This window comes from Thermomonospora catenispora (assembly GCF_006363815.1).
Classification (GTDB): Bacteria; Actinomycetota; Actinomycetes; order Streptosporangiales; family Streptosporangiaceae; genus Thermomonospora; species Thermomonospora catenispora.
This window is the reverse complement of sequence record NZ_RRYT01000040.1, coordinates 19,082-37,666: the sequence shown is the minus strand read 5'-3', so window position 1 is coordinate 37,666 and position 18,585 is coordinate 19,082. Positions and strand designations below refer to the sequence as shown.

At 74.1% G+C, this 18,585-nt stretch carries 17 protein-coding genes; 8 read left to right on the top strand and 9 right to left on the bottom strand.

Features of this window, described 5'->3' with window-relative positions; genetic code table 11:
* Nucleotides 1-111 precede the first annotated feature (111 nt).
* Entirely contained in the window at nucleotides 112-1,182 is a 1,071-nt protein-coding gene (locus tag EIO00_RS21745) for a S1C family serine protease (protein ID WP_140181903.1), read from the bottom strand.
* Nucleotides 1,183-1,347: 165 nt separating this feature from the next.
* On the opposite strand from EIO00_RS21745, the gene EIO00_RS21740 reads away from it, so the two are divergent.
* Nucleotides 1,348-2,382 carry a baeRF3 domain-containing protein gene (locus tag EIO00_RS21740; protein ID WP_140181901.1) on the top strand — a complete coding sequence of 345 codons (1,035 nt, stop codon included), beginning with the start codon at nucleotides 1,348-1,350 and terminating at the stop codon, nucleotides 2,380-2,382.
* A 49-nt stretch (nucleotides 2,383-2,431) separates the two neighbouring features.
* Here EIO00_RS21740 and EIO00_RS21735 read toward each other — a convergent pair whose 3' ends face one another.
* The 3 genes from EIO00_RS21735 to map all read right to left on the bottom strand — a co-directional run bounded on the left by EIO00_RS21735 (nucleotide 2,432) and on the right by map (nucleotide 4,910).
* Complete coding sequence (locus EIO00_RS21735) at nucleotides 2,432-3,148, bottom strand: metal-dependent hydrolase (protein ID WP_175596302.1); 717 nt, start codon at nucleotides 3,146-3,148, stop codon at nucleotides 2,432-2,434.
* A gap of 152 nt (nucleotides 3,149-3,300) precedes the next feature.
* Complete coding sequence (locus EIO00_RS21730) at nucleotides 3,301-3,993, bottom strand: ComEA family DNA-binding protein (RefSeq protein WP_140181899.1); 693 nt, start codon at nucleotides 3,991-3,993, stop codon at nucleotides 3,301-3,303.
* Nucleotides 3,994-4,061: 68 nt separating this feature from the next.
* A complete protein-coding gene (gene map, locus EIO00_RS21725; protein WP_140181897.1) occupies nucleotides 4,062-4,910 on the bottom strand; it encodes a type I methionyl aminopeptidase in 849 nt (282 codons plus the stop codon).
* Nucleotides 4,911-4,979: 69 nt separating this feature from the next.
* Between map and EIO00_RS21720 the strand changes: the two genes are divergently transcribed.
* Nucleotides 4,980-5,159: a hypothetical protein gene (locus EIO00_RS21720; RefSeq protein ID WP_140181895.1), complete on the top strand. Its 180-nt coding sequence runs from the start codon at nucleotides 4,980-4,982 to the stop codon at nucleotides 5,157-5,159.
* Between the two features lie 60 nt (nucleotides 5,160-5,219).
* Here the strand turns inward: EIO00_RS21720 and EIO00_RS21715 are convergent, their stop codons facing one another.
* Nucleotides 5,220-5,807, bottom strand: coding sequence for a hypothetical protein (locus tag EIO00_RS21715; RefSeq protein WP_175596303.1), 588 nt, complete (start codon nucleotides 5,805-5,807; stop codon nucleotides 5,220-5,222).
* Between the two features lie 91 nt (nucleotides 5,808-5,898).
* Here EIO00_RS21715 and npdG point away from each other — a divergent pair, with 91 nt between their 5' ends.
* Nucleotides 5,899-6,579 (top strand): NADPH-dependent F420 reductase, encoded by a 681-nt coding sequence (gene npdG / locus EIO00_RS21710; protein ID WP_140181893.1) that lies wholly within the window; start codon nucleotides 5,899-5,901, stop codon nucleotides 6,577-6,579.
* 123 nt (nucleotides 6,580-6,702) lie between these two features.
* Here npdG and panB read toward each other — a convergent pair whose 3' ends face one another.
* Nucleotides 6,703-7,560 carry a 3-methyl-2-oxobutanoate hydroxymethyltransferase gene (gene panB / locus EIO00_RS21705; protein WP_140181891.1) on the bottom strand — a complete coding sequence of 286 codons (858 nt, stop codon included), beginning with the start codon at nucleotides 7,558-7,560 and terminating at the stop codon, nucleotides 6,703-6,705.
* Between the two features lie 231 nt (nucleotides 7,561-7,791).
* On the opposite strand from panB, the gene EIO00_RS21700 reads away from it, so the two are divergent.
* The 4 genes from EIO00_RS21700 (at nucleotide 7,792) to EIO00_RS24295 (ending at nucleotide 12,879) form a co-directional block, all read left to right on the top strand.
* Nucleotides 7,792-9,381 (top strand): MFS transporter, encoded by a 1,590-nt coding sequence (locus tag EIO00_RS21700; protein ID WP_140181889.1) that lies wholly within the window; start codon nucleotides 7,792-7,794, stop codon nucleotides 9,379-9,381.
* 16 nt (nucleotides 9,382-9,397) lie between these two features.
* On the top strand, nucleotides 9,398-10,000 hold the full coding sequence (locus EIO00_RS21695; protein ID WP_140181887.1) for a TetR/AcrR family transcriptional regulator: 603 nt from the start codon (nucleotides 9,398-9,400) through the stop codon (nucleotides 9,998-10,000).
* 161 nt (nucleotides 10,001-10,161) lie between these two features.
* On the top strand, nucleotides 10,162-12,243 hold the full coding sequence (locus EIO00_RS21690) for a SpoIIE family protein phosphatase (RefSeq protein WP_140181885.1): 2,082 nt from the start codon (nucleotides 10,162-10,164) through the stop codon (nucleotides 12,241-12,243).
* 465 nt (nucleotides 12,244-12,708) lie between these two features.
* Nucleotides 12,709-12,879 carry a hypothetical protein gene (locus tag EIO00_RS24295; RefSeq protein ID WP_161602774.1) on the top strand — a complete coding sequence of 57 codons (171 nt, stop codon included), beginning with the start codon at nucleotides 12,709-12,711 and terminating at the stop codon, nucleotides 12,877-12,879.
* Between the two features lie 201 nt (nucleotides 12,880-13,080).
* Here the strand turns inward: EIO00_RS24295 and EIO00_RS21685 are convergent, their stop codons facing one another.
* Nucleotides 13,081-14,844 (bottom strand): NAD+ synthase, encoded by a 1,764-nt coding sequence (locus tag EIO00_RS21685; RefSeq protein WP_140181883.1) that lies wholly within the window; start codon nucleotides 14,842-14,844, stop codon nucleotides 13,081-13,083.
* Nucleotides 14,845-14,887: 43 nt separating this feature from the next.
* Complete coding sequence (locus EIO00_RS21680; RefSeq protein ID WP_140181881.1) at nucleotides 14,888-16,126, bottom strand: MDR family MFS transporter; 1,239 nt, start codon at nucleotides 16,124-16,126, stop codon at nucleotides 14,888-14,890.
* 54 nt (nucleotides 16,127-16,180) lie between these two features.
* Here EIO00_RS21680 and EIO00_RS21675 point away from each other — a divergent pair, with 54 nt between their 5' ends.
* Entirely contained in the window at nucleotides 16,181-17,185 is a 1,005-nt protein-coding gene (locus tag EIO00_RS21675) for an ArsR/SmtB family transcription factor (RefSeq protein ID WP_140181879.1), read from the top strand.
* A 65-nt stretch (nucleotides 17,186-17,250) separates the two neighbouring features.
* Here EIO00_RS21675 and EIO00_RS25705 read toward each other — a convergent pair whose 3' ends face one another.
* The gene (locus tag EIO00_RS25705; protein WP_175596301.1) at nucleotides 17,251-18,318 is read right to left on the bottom strand and encodes a terpene synthase family protein; all 1,068 of its coding nucleotides are present in this window, start codon (nucleotides 18,316-18,318) and stop codon (nucleotides 17,251-17,253) included.
* Nucleotides 18,319-18,585 lie beyond the last annotated feature (267 nt).

The following is an 18,585-nucleotide window of genomic DNA, read 5'->3' as shown; positions in this document are numbered from 1 at the left end:
GCCCGGCCGGGCGTGCCCGCCGCCGGCGGCCCGCGCGGGCGCCCGCCGCCGCGGGACCGGCGCACGAGGCGTCCGCGGGCGGTCGGGATCGGTGAGCCGCGGCGAGCGGGGTCAGCCGCCGGGGAGTTCGCCGAGGGCGACCTCCACGGTCCGTTCCTCGCCGCCGCCCGAGCGGACGGTGACCTTGGCGACGTCCCCGGGCTTGAGACCGGCCAGCACCTGCGACAGGGCGGCCTGGGTCGGGGTGGGGACGCCGTTGACGGCCGTGATCACATCGCCGGGCCCGACGCCTCCCCGCTCGGCGCCGCCGCCCCGCTCGACGGAGACCACGCCCACCCCGGCCGGCTCGCCGGTGCGCAGATCCACGACGGTGCGGACGGTGACCCCGAGGGCGGCGCGGCCCGAGTCGGTGACCCGGCCGGACCGGATGAGCTGGGGCACGATCCGCTTGACGGTGTCGCTGGGCGTGGCGAACCCGATCCCCGGAGCCGCACCGCCCTCCGGGCCGCGGGCGGCCGCGGTCGGAATGCCGATCACCCGGCCGTCCAGCGTGACCAGCGCGCCGCCGCTGTTGCCGGGATTGATCGCCGCGCTGGTCTGCAGCGCGTCGGCGATCGTGGAACCGGGGAAGTCGCCCTCGGCGGCGGTGGTGACGCTGCGGCCGGTCGCCGACACGATGCCCTGGGTCACGCTTCCGGAGAGGCCCAGCGGGTTGCCCAGGGCCAGCACGATCTGCCCGACCTGCACCTTGGCGGAGTCCCCGAACGCGGCCGGGGGCAGGCCGCCGCCGTCCACCTTGACCACCGCCAGGTCGTCGGGGACGAAGGCGCCCACCACCGTGCCGGGGCGGGCCGGGCCGCCGTCGGCCGGGGTCACCTCGACCCGCCGGCTTCCTGCGACCACATGGGCGTTGGTGACGATGTGACCGGCGGCGTCGTACACCACCCCGGACCCCTCGCCGTCGTCGGTCCCGATCTGCACCACCGACGGCAGCACCTGCCGGATCACCCGCTGGTACTGCTCCTGCACCCGGGCCGCGTCCTGCGCCACGGACAGGGTCGTGGCGCGGGACGCGCCCGCCCGTCCTCCCGGATCCTCGTGCTGCGTGCATCCGGCCGCCGCGCCGAGCCCCAGCGACAGCGCCAGGACCGCCGCCGGCGCGCCGTGGAATCCTCTGCTCATCGCGCACCTCCTGACCGCTCGTCCCGACTCATCCCCGTCGGGCGCGGTTCAACCGGCGGCGTCCCCGGGCGTGCGGCAACGATCCTCGACTGCGGGTTACACGTCGTTTACCTGCGAATTGTTAGAAAAGTTCCAGCAGGGCCGAATCGATCCGATCGGGGGATCATGGACGCCGTCACACTTTCGGAGCTGCGTAAACCGCGCCCGTACCCGGCCGTCTCGGTGCTGCTGTCGGTGCACCGCGGGGGGTCGGACGGACGCCCCGATCCCGACCGGCTGCGCGACCTGCTCGCTCAGGCCCGTCGTCGGCTCGAGGAGGACCCGCGGGTGCCGCCCGCCCTGGCGGAGGAGGTGATGGGCGGGCTGCGGCAGGCCGCCGACCGCGTCGATCTCGAGCGCGCCCGCGAGGGCGTGGCGCTGTACGCCGCCCCCGACGGGGAGCGCCACGCGTTCGTCCTCGACCAGCCGCCGGCGGAGGAGCGCGTCGTCGTCGACCACACCTTCGCCACCCGCGACCTCATCGCCGCCCACACCCGCACCACCCGGTACTGGCTGCTGACGCTGGCCGACCGCGCCCGGCTGTGGGACGGCCGGGCCGACGGGCTCACCGAGGTCCTCGACGGGCCGTTCCCCATGACCCGCCCCCCGGGCGAGGGGGAGGGCTTCCACCGGGCCGTCGCCGCGGCGCTGGGCGCCGTGACCGGACGCGACCCGCGTCCGGTCGTCGTGGCGGGCACCACCCCCGACCAGGCGCGTTTCGAGGCCGCCGCCCACGGGTCGATCATCCTGGCCGGGCGCATCGACGGCGACCGCTCCGACGCCGGCGCCGACGAGCTGGCCGAGCTGGCCCGTCCGGTGCTGGCCGCCTACGAGGACCTGCGCGAGGTCGCCGTGCTCACCGAGCTGGAGGCCGCCCGGAGCCTGCGCCGCTACGCCTGCGGCCTGACCGATGTCGCCCGGCTCGCCGAGGAGGGCCGGGGCGCCCACCTGGTGGTGGAACGCGGCTACTGCGCGCCCGCCGTCCGGTCCCCTCGAGGCGACCTGATCCCGGTGGACGGGCGCCGGCCGCCCGGCGACGTCGTCGACGACGCCGTGGACCGCGTCATCGAGACCGTCCTGGAGTACGGCGGGGAGGTCACCTTGGTCTCCGACGGCTTCCTGGTCGACCACGACCGCATCGCCCTGGTCGTCCGCTACTGAGCGCCGCCGCCCGCCTCGCCTCCCGGCCGGACGGGCGAGACGGGCGGGATCAGCCGCTGCCGAGCCACTCGACGGCCACGTCGCCCAGGACCGAGCGCACGGCGAGGATGGCCGCGGCGAGGGTCAGGACGGGGCCGACCACCCAGCGTTCGACCTTGCCGTCGGTGCGCGGCACCAGCGGGATGTCCAGACGCCACTTGACGGGCCAGAAGATCGGGCAGCCCCGGGGCGTCAGGCAGTCGCCGGCGATGTGCGCCAGGCACCCCAACGTCACCGCGTATCCGGCGAAGCTCATGTCCAGGGTGCTCATCCACCAGACCGCCAGCGCCGCCACCGCGCAGTCGGCGACCGACGACCAGACCTCGTGCTTTTCGAAGTCCAGCCCGATCCCGCGCAGGCCGAACCCGACGGTGATGAACAGCGCCACCCACCACAGGTACTCCACATGGGTGGCCAGCAGGTCCATCACCAGCCCCGCCGCCAGCGCGAACAGGATCGAGTGGGTGGCCTGCCGGTGCCCGCCGGAGACCTTGCCGACCCACTTGCACAGGGACTTGGTGACCGGCCCGATCGTGTTGGCGATCCGCCCGTTGTGGTGGTCGATGTCGGGCAGCAGCGCCGCGCCCGCGCAGACCACCGCCCCCGCCGCCACCTGGGCGGGCGACAGCGACACCGCGAAGTCGCCGAGCCAGCGCTCCTGGGACAGCGCCGGCGCCGCCGCCAGCCACACCACCGCGCCGCTGAGCGCGTGCGTTCGCCCCATCATGGGGTGCTTCCCCCCATCCCTCTCATGATCGCCATGGGCCGGACTGTAACCGGTGCGGCGCCCCGCCGGGGGCGGCGCCCGGAACCGGTCCGTTCACCTGGTTCGACGCGGTGCGGCGGCCGTGGTTCCCCCGGGGCCGTCACGGCGGGGGGTCACGGCAGGAAGACCCCGTACTCGGCCAGGTCGGCGGTCAGCGCGGGCGGCAGGCCCGCCAGCGCGGACAGCTCCTCGGCGGAGACGAACCCGCCGGTCTGCGCGCGGACCTCGACGATCCGCCGGGCCATCTCCTCGGTGACGCCCGGCAGCCGGGTCAGCGTCTGCGCCGGGGCGTGGTTGAGGTCGATCAGCCCGCCGTCGTCGTATCGGCGGGGCAGATCGGGTCGCCCGATGCCCAGCTCCTTGGCCAGTCCCGGATCCCGCTCCGCCAGCTCCCGGGCCTTGGCGCGCATCAGCCGCCGCCGACGCGCCAGCGCGATCGCCCGTTCGTTGCCCGCCAGCCCGGCCGTCCCCTCCGGGTCGAACACCCGCCGTCGCACCAGGAACGCGTGGAAGCAGCCCCCGATCATCTGGGTCAGCAGGCACGCCCCGGAGAGCCGTTCGGCGAGCGGATCGGTCTCGGCCGCCGGCAGCAGCATGACCTGGGCCGTGAACAGCCCCAGGTAGAGCACCGCGGCGATCATCAGATGGCCGCTGCGCCGCCAGATCGCCGCCCCCGCGAACACCAGCGGCGTCGCCCACCCCAGCGACAGGAACGGCAGCAGGGCCCACGTCACGCTGAGCGCCGCACGACCCGGCGGCATGGTGTCGGAGGGGACCCGCGGCTCCTGCGGCACCGGAGAGGTCATGCGTCGCGCTCCCGGGGACGAGGGGATCCGGCGCTGATCTCCTACCCGCTCGGCGTTCGGGGCAGCGGTCAGGGGAGGGTGAGGATTTCGTGACCCTCCTCGGTCACCAGGATCGTGTGCTCGAACTGCGCGGTCCGCTTGCGGTCCTTGGTCACCACCGTCCAGCCGTCCGGCCAGATGTCGTACTCGATGGTGCCCAGCGTGAGCATCGGCTCGATGGTGAACGTCATCCCCGGCTGCATGATCGTGGTGGCGGCGGGGTCGTCGTAGTGCGGCACGATCAGGCCGGAGTGGAAGGTGGTGCCGATGCCGTGCCCGGTGAAGTCGCGCACCACCCCGTACCCGAACCGGCGCGCGTACGACTCGATGACCCGACCGATCACGTTGATGGCCCGGCCCGGGGCGACCGCCCGGATGCCGCGCATCATCGCCTCGTGGGTGCGCTCCACCAGCAGCCGCGACTCCTCGTCCACCTCGCCCACCAGGAACGTGGCGTCGGTGTCGCCGTGCACCCCGTCGATGTAGGCGGTGATGTCGATGTTGACGATGTCGCCCTCGCGCAGCACCGTGTCGTCGGGGATGCCGTGGCAGATCACCTCGTTGATGGAGGTGCACAGCGACTTGGGGAAGCCGCGGTAGCCCAGGGTGGACGGGTAGGCGCCGTGGTCCAGCAGGAACTCGTGACCGATCCGGTCCAGCTCGTCGGTGGTGATGCCGGGCCGCACGTGCCTGCCGACCTCCTGCAGCGCCTGCCCGGCGATCTTGCCGGCGACCCGCATCCGTTCGATGATCTCGGGGGACTTGACGTCCGGCTCGCCGGTCTTGGGACGTTTCTTTCCCACGTACTCCGGGCGGGGGATGTGCGGGGGTACCTTGCGCATCGGCGAGACGCGGCCTGGCCGGAGTGGGGTCGTCATGCCACTGGAGTGTAGTTGCCCCGATGCGGGCACGACTGAAGGCGTCGGGCGAGGTTCGGGAGGTGTTCGGTGAAGCTCTCCGCCGACGAGTGGTGGTTCTGCCTCAAGCACCTGCGGGTGGAGCACGGCGCGGGCTGCCCCGACAAGGACCGGATGGGCCCGTACGCCACCGAGGCCGAGGCCGCTGGCGCCCTGGACCGGGCCCGCGCCCGCAACGAGGCCTGGGACGCCCAGGACGAGGAGGACTGACGGCCGGGCGGCGAGGCGCGGCGGGACCGCCCGCCCGTCGCCGGGGCCTTCGGCGGACGGTCAGTCCGGGACGACCGGGCCGCTGATCCGCTCCAGCACCCGCGCCAGCCGCTCGCGCAGTCCGCGGCGCCGCTCCGGCGCCGCCCCCGCCGCGGCGCTGACCAGGTGCTGGGCGCCGTCGAAGGACAGCAGCCGGTCCTGCGGCGGGACGGTCAGCGCCTCGTGGGCCAGCCCCTCCAGGTCGCGGTCGCCGCCGTCGAGGGCGAGGATCGTCGCGCCGCCGCGCCGCGCGTCGTCGACCCGCTCCAACAGCGGCGCCGGGGCGGCGTCCTCGGCGACCACGAACAGCGTCTCGCCGCGTCCGGCCCGCTCCAGACGTTCCAGCCCGATCCGCAGGTGCGGCGGGGCCTGCGGCGGCGGGGACCAGCGCACCAGGGTGGGGGAGAGCTCGGGGATGCGGTTGAGGCGGCTCTCGTCGTCCAGGTGCGCCGCCAGGTGCCAGGGGTCCTCGGAGGGGGTGCCCACCAGCAGCAGCTTCCCGGGCGCGCGCGTCGAGGTGCGCAGCGCCCGGGCGAACTCCCCGGTCCGTTCCAGCCAGCCGGTGGCGGCCAGCACTTCGCGCAGCATCGCGACCTGATCGGCGTCCACGGCCCCATGGTGCCGCAGCGCGTCGGCGAGGAGGGGGCGAACGGGAGGGTCCGCCCGCTCGCCGCCGAGGGCGAACTGGGAGGATCGACCCATGAGCGAGCAGAAGACGCCCCATGACCTTCCGGACGTCAGCGGTCTGTCCCTGGGCATCCTGGGCGGCACCGGCGATCAGGGGAAGGGACTGGCCCGCCGTTTCGCGATGGCCGGCCATCCGGTGATCATCGGCTCCCGCAGCGCCGAACGCGCCGAGCGGGCCGCGGCCGAGCTGGGCCTGTCGATCCGCGGCGCGGAGAACGCGGTGGCCGCCGCGGAGTCCGACGTGGTGATCGTGGCGGTGCCGTGGGAGGGGCACAAGGCCACCTTGGAGTCGCTGCGCGCCGAGCTGGCCGGGAAGATCGTGGTCGACTGCGTGAACCCCTTGGGCTTCGACAAGCGGGGCGCGTTCGCGTTGGAGGTCGAGGAGGGCAGCGCGGCCGAGCAGGCCGCGGCGGTGCTCCCCGAGAGCCGGGTGGTCGCCGCGTTCCACCACGTCTCGGCCAAGCTGCTGCTGGATCCCGACGTGGACGAGATGGAACTGGACGTGCTCGTGCTGGGCGACGACCGGGAGGCCACCGACACGGTGCAGGCGCTGGCGGGCCGGATCGGGGGGATGCGCGGCGTCTACGGCGGCCGGTTGCGCAACGCCCGCCAGGTCGAGGCGTTCACCGCCAACCTGATCTCCATCAACCGCCGTTACAAGGCCCACGCCGGGCTGCGCATCACCGACGTGTGAGAAGGACGTGCGGGAGGGGCGGCCCCGGTTCCCGGGCCGCCCGCCCGGCGCGGGGCGGGACGACGCCCGCCCCGCGCCGGACGCCGGCGCCGGCGTCGACATTCGGCGCCGGATCCGGCCGGTTCAGCGGTAGGAGTGCTCGGGGCCGGGGAAGGCGCCGTTGACGACCTCCTCGGCGAAGGCGCGGGCGGCGTCGCCGAGCACGGTCGCCACGTCGGCGAACTTCTTGACGAACTTGGCGGTGCGCGGGGTCAGCCCGGCCATGTCCTGCCAGACCAGCACCTGCGCGTCGCAGGCGTCGCCGGCGCCGATGCCGATCGTGGGGATGGACAGCGAGGCGGTGATGCGGGCGGCCAGCTCGGCGGGCACGCACTCCAGCACCACCGAGAACGCCCCGGCCGCCTCCAGGGCCTTGGCGTCGGCCACCAGCTCCTCGCCGGCCTCGCCGCGCCCCTGCACCCGGTAACCGCCCAGGACGTTCACCGACTGCGGAGTGAGCCCGAGATGGCCCATCACCGGGATGCCGGCCGCCACCATCGCCTCGACCTGGGGCAGCACCCGGCGGCCGCCCTCCAGCTTGACGGCGTGCGCGCCGGTCTCCTTCAGGAAGCGCATCGCGGTGGCCAGCCCGTCGGCGACGCCGGTCTGATACGAGCCGAACGGCAGGTCGGCCACCACCATCGCCCGCTTGGACCCGCGGACGACCGCGGCGGTCAGCGGGATCAGATCCTCGACGGTGATCGGAATGGTGGAGTCGTAGCCGTACACGACCATGGCGGCCGAGTCGCCGACCAGCAGGACGGGGATGCCGGCCTCGTCGAACACTCGGGCGGTCATCGCGTCGTAGGCGGTCAGCATGGGCCATTTCTCGCCGCGCTGCTTGGCGGCCGCGATGTCGCGCACGGTCACCCTGCGGTCACCGGCCCTGCCGCCGTACAGGGCGTCGGTGCGGGGGGCGGTACTGGGGGCAGCAGAAGACATGGATGTGAACCTCCAGTCTCGAGGCGCCACGGTGGCGTACCCGGACGGAACCGATGATCCCACGATCAAAACGGATTCGGTACCTAGGACATTCCTTGGAGATCCGTGGTGGAAACATCGGGAATAACGAAACGCTCCCGTAGCGTATCGTTGGTGAGGAATCTCGCTTGATCGTGACAAACCTTCCCGGGAGTCTCCGGGAGATCTTCCGGGAACCCGTCGAGGAGCATCGTGCCGCCACACCCGTCCACCGAGCACACCGGCCACCCGCGCCGCTGGGCGATTCTCGGCGTCCTGGTCTTCAGCCTGCTGGTGGTCGTCCTGGACAACACCATCCTCAACGTCGCCCTGCGCACCATCGCCGATCCGCGGCGCGGACTGGGCGCCACCCAGAGCGAGCTGGAGTGGTCGATCAACTCCTACACGCTGGTGTTCGCCGGACTGCTGTTCACCTTCGGAGTGATCGGCGACCGGCTGGGCCGCAAACGGGTGCTGATCGCCGGAATGGCGGTCTTCGGGCTGTCCTCGCTGGCCTCGGCGTACGCCCAGACCCCCGAACAGCTCATCGCGGCGCGGGCGCTGATGGGCCTGGGCGGCGCGGCGATCATGCCGCAGACCCTGTCGATCATCACCAACGTGTTCGACCCCCGCGAACGCGGCCGCGCCATCGGCGTCTGGTCCGGCGCGGTCGGGCTGGCCGTGGCGATCGGCCCGGTCACCGGCGGGCTGCTGCTGAGCCACTTCTGGTGGGGCTCGGTGTTCCTGGTCAACGTGCCGATCGTCGCCGTCGGCCTGGCCGGGATGCTGTGGCTGGTGCCCGAGTCGCGCAACCCCGACCCCGGCCGGATCGACCCGCTCGGCGTGCTGCTGTCCATCGTCGGGCTGGTCGCCCTGTCATACGGGATCATCGAGGGCGGAGAGCGCGGCCGCTGGCTGGAGCCGGCGGTGCTCGGCCCGATCGCCGTCGGGCTGGCGGTGATCGCGCTGTTCGCCTGGCACGAGGCCCGCACCGACCACCCGGCGTTCGACGTGCGGCTGTTCCGCGACCCGCGGCTGTCGGTGGCCGTCGGCTCCATCGCCTTCTGCTTCTTCGCCACCTCCGGGGTGTTCTTCTTCGGCTCGTTCTACCTGCAGTCGGTGCGCGGGCTGAGCCCGCTGCAGGCGGGGCTGATGATGCTGCCGTTCGCGGCGGCGCAGCTGATCTTCTCCCCGCGCAGCGCCCTCATGGTCCGCCGGTACGGGGCCCGCGCCGTGTGCACCACCGGGATGCTGCTGGTCACCGCGGCGATGCTGGGCTACCAGCTGTGCGATGAGAACACCCCGCTGTGGGTCTTCGGCGCGGTCGCCTTCGTCCAGGGCTCCGGCATGGCCAACGTGATGCCGCCGGCCACCGAGTCGGTGATGTCGGCGCTGCCGCGCGAGAAGGCCGGGGCCGGCTCGGCGCTCAACAACACCGCCCGTCAGGTCGCGGTCGCCATGGGCGTCGCCGTGCTGGGCTCGCTGCTCGCCTCCGTCTACCGCGGCGAGATGCGCGGCCCGTTGGACCGGCTGCCCGCCGGCGTCCCCGAGGACGTCCGGCACGTCGCCGGCGAGTCCATCGAGGGCACCCTGAGCCTGGCGGGCAGGCTCGGCCCGGCCGGGGAGGCGCTGATCGCCCCGGCGCGCGAGGCCTTCGTGCACGGCATGCACGTCGCCGCGGTCGGCTCGGCGGTCATGGCGTTCCTCGGCGCCCTGCTGGTGCTGCGCTGGATGCCGGGCAGGTCCGCGCCCGAGCCGACCGGGCCGGCGTCGCAGGCCGCCCCCGCCGAGCAGCGTTTGTGAGGGGGAGGTGACGGCGATGGCCCCCGCGGAGCCGACCGCCGCCCGCCCCGGACGGCCGCGCAGCGCCCGGGCCGACAAGGCCATCATGGAGGCCGTCCTCGACCTGCTCGCCGAGGAGGGCGGGGTGGCGGGGATCTCCATGGAGGCGGTCGCCGCCCGGGCCGGGGTCGGCAAGAGCACCGTCTACCGGCGCTGGCCGGACAAGGAACGCCTCATCGTCGCCGCGCTGGCCGCCTTGAAGGGACCGCTCCCCGAGCCGCCCGGCCGCTCGGCGCGCGAGGATCTGCTGGTACTGGCCCGGGCCATCGCCGCCGAGCACTCCGGCCGGCGCGGTCGCTGCGTGTGGAACGCCCTGGGCGGAGCCGACAAGCACCCCGAGCTGATGAACCGCTACCGGGAAGAGGTCCTCGAACCGCGCCGCGAGCTGATGCGCCGGGTGCTGCGCCGCGGCATCGCCGCCGGCGAGCTGCGCGCCGATCTGGACGTCGAGGCCGTCGTCACCGTGCTGGTCGGCGCGATGACCATGCCCGGCCGCGCCCCGGCGCCGTTCGACGACGACGTCGCCGAACGGCTGCCCGACATGGTGGTGGACGTCCTGATGCGGGGCATAGGCGTCTGACACGACCTGACCCTCGGGTCAGACCATCGGTGTGATCTTCTCCCCCCTGCGGCGGGCTATGCCCCATACTGAGCGCTGGGAAGCCGTTGCACGATCGGTGGGCAGGAGCAGAGGTGACTAAGGTGCCGCCACCCCGCACAGGGAGCGCCCAGCCGGGACCGGTGCCGGCAGCCGACTCCGATTCGCGGACCCTGGTGCTGGGCATCGACCGGTCCGGACGGGTGGTGCAGTGCGGCGGCAACGCCCCCGCGGTGCTCGGACACCGGCCCGAGGAGCTGCTCGGCCGGTTCATCGGCTCGCTGGTCGCCGACGACGCCGAGCGGGATCTGGAAGGGCTGCTGGAGGCGGTCGCCGGAGGCCAGGAGCGCACCGCCGTGCTGTCGGTGCGCCGCGCCGACGAGACCCTGACCGACGCCGTCGTCACCGCCCAGCCGCTGGTGTCCGCCGAGGCCGGGCCCGCCCCCGCCGCGCTGCTGCACATCCGGGTGGCGCTGCCCGCCGGCGAGCGGTTCCAGGACCCGGCGCGGATGCGCCGCGCGCTGCTGGACGACCCGCTCACCCGGTTCGGCGCCTCCCTGGACCTGGACCAGACCGCCAAAGGACTGGTCGACGTGGTCGTCCCGCACTTTTGCACCACCGCGACGGTGCTGGTGCTGGAGAGCCTGGTCGCCGCCGACGAGGTGCACGCCGAGTCCGGCGACGCGGTGCTGCGCCGGCTGGCCGTCACCTCCGACGACGGCAACGCCATGTGGTCGGCGACCTTCCCGCAGGGCGAGGTGCTGGTGTACCCGGAGGGCACGCCGTACCGGGAATGCCTGGACACCGCTCGGCCGGTGCATCTGCCGCAGGTCGACGCCGAGCAGGCGGCCGAGATCGCCCGGATCTGGCGGCGCCCCCCGGTGGCCGAGCTGCTCACCGGCACCTCGATGGTGCTGCTGCCGCTGATCGCCCACGGCACCCTGCTCGGTCTGCTGGTGTGCACCCGCGTCCCGGGCTATCGCCGGTTCGACCGCTACGACGTCGAGATCGGCATGGAGTTCGCCTCCCGCGCCGCCATCGTCATCGACAACGCCCGCCGGTTCAGCCGGGAGCGCGCCACCGCCCTCGCCCTGCAGCGCAGCCTGCTGCCCAACCGGCTGTCGGCGCCCTCGTCGGTGGAGGTCCGGCATCGCTACCTGCCCGGCAGCAAGCTGGTGGAGGTCGGCGGCGACTGGTACGAGTCGATCGCGCTGCCCGGCGCGCGGGTCGCCCTGATCGTCGGCGACGTGGCCGGGCATGGAGTGCGCGCCGCGGTCACCATGGGCCGGCTGCGCACCGCCCTGCACACGCTGGCCAACCTGGAGTACCCGCCGGCCGACGCGCTGCACGTGCTGCACGAGCTGATGATCGAGCTCGGCGAGCAGGAGCCGCACTTCGCCACCTGCGTGTACGCGGTGTACGACGCCGGCACCGGCACCCTGGAGATCGCCTCGGCCGGGCATCTGCCGCCGTTGCTGGTCCGGCCCGACGGCACCAACGAGTACCTGGAGGTGCCGCCAGCCCCGCCGCTGGGGGTGTCCGGCGGCGCGATCACCAGCCGGGTCTTCGAGGTCGAGGACGGCAGCGTCTTCGTCATCTACACCGACGGCCTGGTGGAGAACCGCGGCCGGGACATCGACGACGGCCTGGAGCGGCTGCGCGAGGTGTTCGGCCCCGACAGCGCCGTGCGGCCGATGGAGGAGCTGGCCAAGGCCACCCTCGGCGGCGTCTACGCCGACCACCACCGCGACGACATCGCCGTCCTCATCGCCCGGCTGCGGCGGCTGCCGGACGACCGCCGGGTCTGCTGGACGCTGCCCGCCGACCCGGCCGCGGTCAAACGCGCCCGCGGGCTGGTGCGCACCCAGCTGGACCGCTGGGAGCTGGATGAGCTGTCCTACACCACCGAGCTGCTGGCCTCGGAGCTGATCACCAACGCGCTGCGGTACGCCCCGGGGCCGATCCAGCTTCGGATGCTGCTGGAGCGCACCCTGGTCCTGGAGGTGTTGGACCGGTCCGCGGCGCTGCCCAGGCTGCGGCACGCCCACGACGACGACGAGAACGGCCGGGGCCTGCTGGTGGTCAGCCAGCTCGCGCATCGGTGGGGGAGCCGCCGCACCGCCTCCGGCAAGGTCGTGTGGTGCGAGCAGATCGTCCCCGGCGTCGACCCCGAGCCCGAGGAGCCCCCGCAGGCGTGGCCGGGTGAGAACCACCACCGCGGCTGACCGCCCGAGGCCGCCGGCGGTCGCGACGCCCGCCGCGCCGCGGCGGCGGCAGCGCCGCGCCGCCGACCACCGCCGCCAGAGGCATGGACGTCGGGGCGCGGCATCGTCATGCCGGTCGGCGACGCCGTCATCCCGACCGTCGGCAGGACGGTCGGCGGCCGGCCGTCGGCTCCGCCCAGCCCGGGGAGCGTCGACGAGGCCTCGATCTCCCGGGGCTCCTGCGGGGGAGGAGGCCGGCCTCCCCCCCGTCTGAAGGCGGGGGTCTCCTCGGCGGCGTCCGATGAACGGGGCGTGCGGGTCTGCGCACTGCCCGGGTCGTCACCAAACCGGGCTGCCGGTACGTGTCGGCGCTCTCCACCGAGCTGGAGCGGTTCCTGCCCGACGCGGGACGGTGGGATCGCTGATGGCGATCCCCACGCACGGCACGATCCTGCTGCACCCGGTCAAGCCCCCGGGGCCGGGGCGGTGCTGCCCGTGCTGGCCGAGGTCGTCGCGGACATGCACGCCGCCTCCGACGACCCGTGCTCGCCGGAGGCGTTCTGGTACGGCCCCGACCGGTCGCTGGTGAGGCTGGACCCGGCCACCCGCGCCGCGGTGGACGAGCCCCGCCCGCGCCGCCGCTTCTGGCGGCGCTAGCGCGGTCCGGCCCGGCCGCCGACCGCGCGGCGCGGCGCCTCGGGCATCGACCGTCCCGACCCGGGACGGTCGGACACGGACCGCGCCGGCGACGGTCGTCCGGGTGATCCGTGCCGGGCGCCGACCGCCCCGGCACGAGCCGTCCTGACACCGCCCGTCCCGCCCGATGCGATCGGATCGCCCCGCGGGCGCGGGCCGTCCTCAACCGGTGGAGGGCTCGCGCCAGCGGTTGGTGATGGGCAGCCGGCGGTCGCGGCCGAAGTTCTTCGGGGTGATCTTGGGGCCGGGCGGGTACTGGCGGCGCTTGTACTCGGCCCGGTCGACCAGCCGGATGACGCGTTCCACCAGGGCGGCGTCGTGACCGGCGGCGATCAGCGCGTCGCGGCCCAGATCGCGTTCGACGTAGTCGTGCAGCAGGGCGTCCAGCACCTCGTAGTCGGGCAGCGAGTCGGTGTCGAGCTGCCCGGGACGCAGCTCGGCCGACGGCGGCTTGTCGATGATCCGCTGCGGGATCGGCGGGGTCCGCCCGGCGGCCTCGGCCTGGGCGTTGCGCCACCGCGCCAGCGCCCAGACCATCGTCTTCATCACGTCCTTGATCGGGCCGAACCCGCCGGCGGAGTCGCCGTACAGGGTGGAGTAGCCGGTGGCCAGCTCGCTTTTGTTGCCGGTGGTCAGAACCAGGTGGTCCTCCTGGTTGGACAGCGCCATCCACACCACCGCCCGCACCCGGGCCTGGAGGTTCTCCTCGGCCAGCCCGGTCGGCTTCAACTGCCGCTCGAAGGCCTCCACCATGTCGTTGATCGGCACGGTGCGGGCCTGCAGGCCCTGTCTCCTGACCAGCTCCTCGGCGTCGGCGACCGAGTGGTCGGAGGAGTACCGGCTGGGCAGCAGCACCACGTGCACGTTCTCCGGGCCGATGGCGTCGGCGGCGATGGTGGCGACCAGCGCCGAGTCGATGCCGCCGGACAATCCGCAGATCACCGAGCGGAACCCGTTCTTGCGGACGTAGTCGCGCACCCCCAGCACCAGCGCCCGGTACACCTCGGCCAGGTCGTCCAGCGGTTCGGCGATCGGCGGCGGGGCGGGCTCGTAGGCGGGCACCGGGTCGGCGGAGATCACCGTGTGCTCGATCGTGATCGCGGTCCCGTCCGCCGCGTCCACCCGCCGGGAGCGGGGCGGCGTCGTGGCGGCGGGCAGCGTCAGGTCCGCCACCAGCAACCGCTCGGCGAACGGCTCGGCGCGCGCCAGCAGCCCGCCGTCCGGCCCCACGATCATCGAGTCGCCGTCGAAGACCAGCTCGTCCTGCCCGCCGATCATGTTCACGTAGGCCAGCGTGCAGCCCGCCTCCCGGGCCCGCCGGGCGACCAGCTCCAGCCGCACGTCGTCCTTGCTGCGCTCGTACGGCGATCCGTTGATCACCAGCAGCAGCCCGGCTCCGGCCGTGCGGGTCACGCCGACCGGGCCGCCGTCCTGCCACAGGTCCTCGCAGATCGCCGTGGCGACGTCGACGCCGGCCACCCGCACCACCGGCAGCCGGTCGCCGCGCACGAAGTAGCGGAACTCGTCGAACACCCCGTAGTTGGGCAGGTGGTGCTTGGCCGAGCGGGCCGCGACCCGGCCGGCGTGCAGCCAGGCCAGCGCGTTGAGCGGCGCGCCCGCCGGCTGCCCGGGCCGGGAGACGCCCAGCCGGTCCAGGTAGCCGGTCACCACCGGCAGCGCCCCCAGGCCCTCGTCGGCCAGCCGGCGCGCCGTGCGCTCCAGCGTCCGCCGGGAGGCCTCGACGAACGACGCGCGCAGCGCCAGGTCCTCCACCGGGTAGCCGGTGAGCATCATCTCGGGGAAGGCGACCAGGTGCGCGCCGGCCTCGGCGGCGCGCCGCGACCATTGCACGATCAGGTCCGCGTTCCCCTCCAGGTCGCCGACCGTGGGGTTCACCTGAGCGAGAGCCAATCGGAGCTGTGCCACGTCCCCAGGGTAGGCGGCGGAGATCACCGGCCGGGCCGTCGGGTCACGCCCTCTGCAGCGCCCGCGCGTGGGCCCGGCGGACGGCGGGCGCCAGCGCCAGCATGCCGGCCGTCGCCGCGGCGCAGATCGCTGTGCAGGTCAGCCACAGCACCGGCGCGCCGATCTCCAGCAGCCGGGTGCCGCCCAGCGGGGCCAGCAGGAACCCGCCCGACCAGGCCACCCCCCACAGCGCGCTGTAGCGGCCGCGCAGGTGCTCGGGCGCCAGGTCGGCGACCACCGCCTGGCCCACCGACGCGACGGCGATCTCGCCCAGCGTCCATACCGCCACCGCCGTCGCGTGCGCCCACAGCGTGGCGGCGACGGCGTGGAGCGCGACGCCCGTCCCCGTCAGCGCCAGCCCGACGATGACGACCCGGCTGTGATCGCGGCGCGTCAGCCAGTTGTTCACCACCGGCTGCACCAGGACGATCAGCACGCCGTTGACCGCCATCGCCAGCCCGTACGCCTGCGGCGACAGCCCGCCCTCCCGCATCGCCAACGGCAGCGTGGTGAACGCCTGCATCTGCACGAACGTGAGCGCCAACGCCACCAGCGTGTACCCGACCATGACGAGGTCGCGCAGCACGTCCCCGAATCCGCCCGGCTCGCGTTCGCCCTTGGCCCGGCGCGCCCGCGTCTCCGGCACCGCCCGCCAGATCAGCAGCCCGAACACCAGGCAGGTGGCCGCGTCCACCCAGAACAGCCACAGATAGCCGGCCCGGGCCAGCGTGCCGCCCAGCACCATCGCCACCGCGAACCCCAGGTTGACCGCCCAGAACAGCAGCCCGAACGCCCGGGGCCGCTCGTCCGGTGAGATCAGGTCGGCGACCATCGCCGAGGACGCCGGCCGGAACATGTCCAGCACCAGCCCGAGCAGCAGCGCCGACGCCATGATCGCGGGCAGCCCCTGCGCGTAGCCGAGCGCCAGCAGGCCCGTCGCGTTCAGCGTCATCGCCAGCACCAGGGTGGCCCGCCGTCCGATCCGGTCGGCCAGTGCGCCCCCGATGATCTGCGCGAACACCGATCCCAGCCCGAGCAGCGCCATCACCGTCCCGGCCTGCCCGAGGGTGAGCCCGCGCATCTCGGTCAGGTACAGCCCCAGGAACGGCTCCACCATGGTGCCGAGCCGGTTGATCAGCGTGCCCGCCCACAGCACCCAGAAGGGGCGGGGCATCCCGCCGATCCGCTTGTGCAGGAACGTCGGCAGTCGGGTGGGCTTGGCCACCTCGGTCGTCGTGGTCATGCGGTGAGTCTGGGAAGCGCCCGGGGCGTGTGCGATCCTTTTAGCAGTGGCTAAATGATCGAGTACGTTCTCACCCCGGACGATGTGGCCCGGGTGCGGTTCGCCTTCTCCCCGCTGGGGGAGATGGTGGCGAGCCTGCGGGTGCTGGCCGACCCGGCCCGGCACGCGCTGCACCTGCCGTGGGTGCGCCGCGTCCGGCCGCGTCTGCGGGGCCTGCGGCTGGATCCGCTGCGGGCGCTGGTGGGCCCGACGGGGTACATCCCCGACTTCCTCACGCCGCCGCCGCGGACCCCGCTGCCGGATCTGGCCGATGAGCTGGCCGCTCTCCGGGCCACCGCCCCCGAGCGGGTCGCCGAGGAGATCGCCTGGCTGGAGGCCGACCCGAGGGCGTCGCGGCACGAGCGTGAGCGGACCGCCCCGCTGCGGCGCGAACTGGCCGCCGATCCGCGGCGGACGCTCGCCCTGCTGACCGATCTGCTGGCCGCCTACTGGGAGGCCGCGCTGGAGCCGCACTGGCCGCGGGTGCGCGACCTGCTGGAGGCCGACGTGCTGCGCCGGACGCGGGCGCTGGCCGAGCGCGGCACCGAGGGCCTGTTCGCCGACCTGCACCAGCGGGTGCGCTGGGACGGTGAACGGCTCCGGGTGAACGTCGCCTACACCGAACGGGCCGTGCTGGGCGGCCAGGGGATGCTGCTGGTGCCCAGCGCGTTCGCCTGGCCGGACGTCCTGGCGATGCTCCCGCCCTACCAGCCGCAGCTGGTCTATCCGCCGTACGCGGTGGCCACCCTGTGGGAGACGGCCTCCGCCGCCCCTCCCGACGCGCTGGCGGCCCTGCTCGGCCGGGGCCGGGCCGCCGTGCTGACCGGTCTGCGGTCCCCGTCCTCGACCACCGAGCTGGCCCGGCGGCTCGGCGTCACCCCCGGCGCGGTCAGCCAGCACCTGGCCGTGCTGCGCGACTGCGGCCTGGTCGCCGGCCGCCGGATGGGCCGCCACGTCCTCTACGTCCGCACCCCGCTGGGGGACGCGCTCGCGGGCCGGTCGGAGGCCGCCACGTCGTAGCCGCTCCTTTGCGGACGGCCTCGGGACCGACCCCGCCGGCGCGACGTCCGCCGACGGCGCGGGTGTCAGCGCGGCCCGGTGATGGGGTCGTCGAGGCGGGAGCCGAGGCCGGTGGCCGGGCGGCTCGGCGGGACGACGGGGGAGCCGGCGGCCGGCAGCGTGTAACGACCGGTCTCGGTGAGCCAGTCCAGATGCGCGCGAGGCGCGGCCAGCAGGGTGCGGACGACCGCGGCGGCGTCCCGCCGGCCCTCCTGGCCGATCCGCAGCCGATCCAGCTCCGCGGCCAGGGCGCGGGCCGACTTGCGGACCTGCGGGGCGCGTTGCGCGATCAGGTCCACCACCCGCCGGGCGGCCTCCGCCGGCTCCAGCCGGTGGACCTCGCCGATCACCGCCACGTAGTTGCCCACCGGGAGCGGGGCGCCGGGCCGGCTCTCCTTGGGGTAGGAGATCACGTCGTTCACCCAGGTGATCATGTCGGCGGTGCTCTCGATCAGCGCCTTCCAGGACGGCGTGGCCGCCAGCCCGGCGTCCAGCGTCACCCCCAGCACCGGTTCCACCAGGTCGAACAGGAACGGCGCGGCGGTCCGGCGGCGCAGCCCGGGGAACTCCTCCAGGGTCGGCATCCGGCCGGTGCGGCGGTCCACGGCCTCCTCGGCGCAACCCGCCCGGTGCTCCTCCATGTGCCGCAGGAAGCGCCGCCGCCACTGCGGATCGGTGCCCGGAACCGTCTGGCGCCACAGCTCGGCCAGCGCGATCTCCAGCGGGCGCGCCTCCGGCTTGGCGTGCCCGCGGCGCAGCGTCCCCAGCAGGTCGGCGTACAGGCCGTGCACGGCGGTGGCCGAGTTGCCCACCGAGGTGTCGTCGATCGCGTCGTCGAGGGCGTAGGTCCAGATCAGCCAGCGGGCGAACAGCTCCACCCGGTCGGCGGGCGCCTGCGGGAAGATCCGGCCCGCCAGCCGGTCGAGCCGCGCCCGTCCCAGGGGGGAGGAGCCCGGGTCGCCGGTCACCAGCCCCCGGAGGCGGGCCCACTCGTCGGCCCGCGCGCCGATCGCGCGGGCGTCGGGGTGCATGCTCGAGCGGGTGGCGAGCGCGGCCACCCGGTCGGCGAGCGAGAGTACAAGTGCGGCGTCCACGGCACGACCAGGCTAAAGATCACGCCTCTCGACCGTCCCCCATCGCCACGTCAAGAGTTCGGCAACGCCGGCCGACCGGGCCCGGCCGCGACCCCGTTTCCTCTGGTTTCGGAGGTGTCGGGAAGTTTGCTGAGGGCAGACCGCTTCCAGCGGGTCTGTAACGCCGCAGTAATGCCCGCAGGGCATACTGGCTAGACGGTGAGGTGTCGGCGCGCTGGAGCACCGGGGACCATTCCGATACGAGGGTACCGGGGTGCGCTCCCTCGC

Bases quoted from the DNA above. Each gene is read 5' to 3' on its own strand.
- EIO00_RS21745 (WP_140181903.1), bottom strand. From the start codon at position 1,182: ATGAGCAGAGGATTCCACGGCGCGCCGGCGGCGGTCCTGGCGCTGTCG.
- EIO00_RS21740 (WP_140181901.1), top strand. From the start codon at position 1,348: ATGGACGCCGTCACACTTTCGGAGCTGCGTAAACCGCGCCCGTACCCG.
- EIO00_RS21735 (WP_175596302.1), bottom strand. From the start codon at position 3,148: ATGATGGGGCGAACGCACGCGCTCAGCGGCGCGGTGGTGTGGCTGGCG.
- EIO00_RS21730 (WP_140181899.1), bottom strand. From the start codon at position 3,993: ATGACCTCTCCGGTGCCGCAGGAGCCGCGGGTCCCCTCCGACACCATG.
- map (WP_140181897.1), bottom strand. From the start codon at position 4,910: ATGACGACCCCACTCCGGCCAGGCCGCGTCTCGCCGATGCGCAAGGTA.
- npdG (WP_140181893.1), top strand. From the start codon at position 5,899: ATGAGCGAGCAGAAGACGCCCCATGACCTTCCGGACGTCAGCGGTCTG.
- panB (WP_140181891.1), bottom strand. From the start codon at position 7,560: ATGTCTTCTGCTGCCCCCAGTACCGCCCCCCGCACCGACGCCCTGTAC.
- EIO00_RS21695 (WP_140181887.1), top strand. From the start codon at position 9,398: ATGGCCCCCGCGGAGCCGACCGCCGCCCGCCCCGGACGGCCGCGCAGC.
- EIO00_RS21680 (WP_140181881.1), bottom strand. From the start codon at position 16,126: ATGACCACGACGACCGAGGTGGCCAAGCCCACCCGACTGCCGACGTTC.
- EIO00_RS21675 (WP_140181879.1), top strand. From the start codon at position 16,181: ATGATCGAGTACGTTCTCACCCCGGACGATGTGGCCCGGGTGCGGTTC.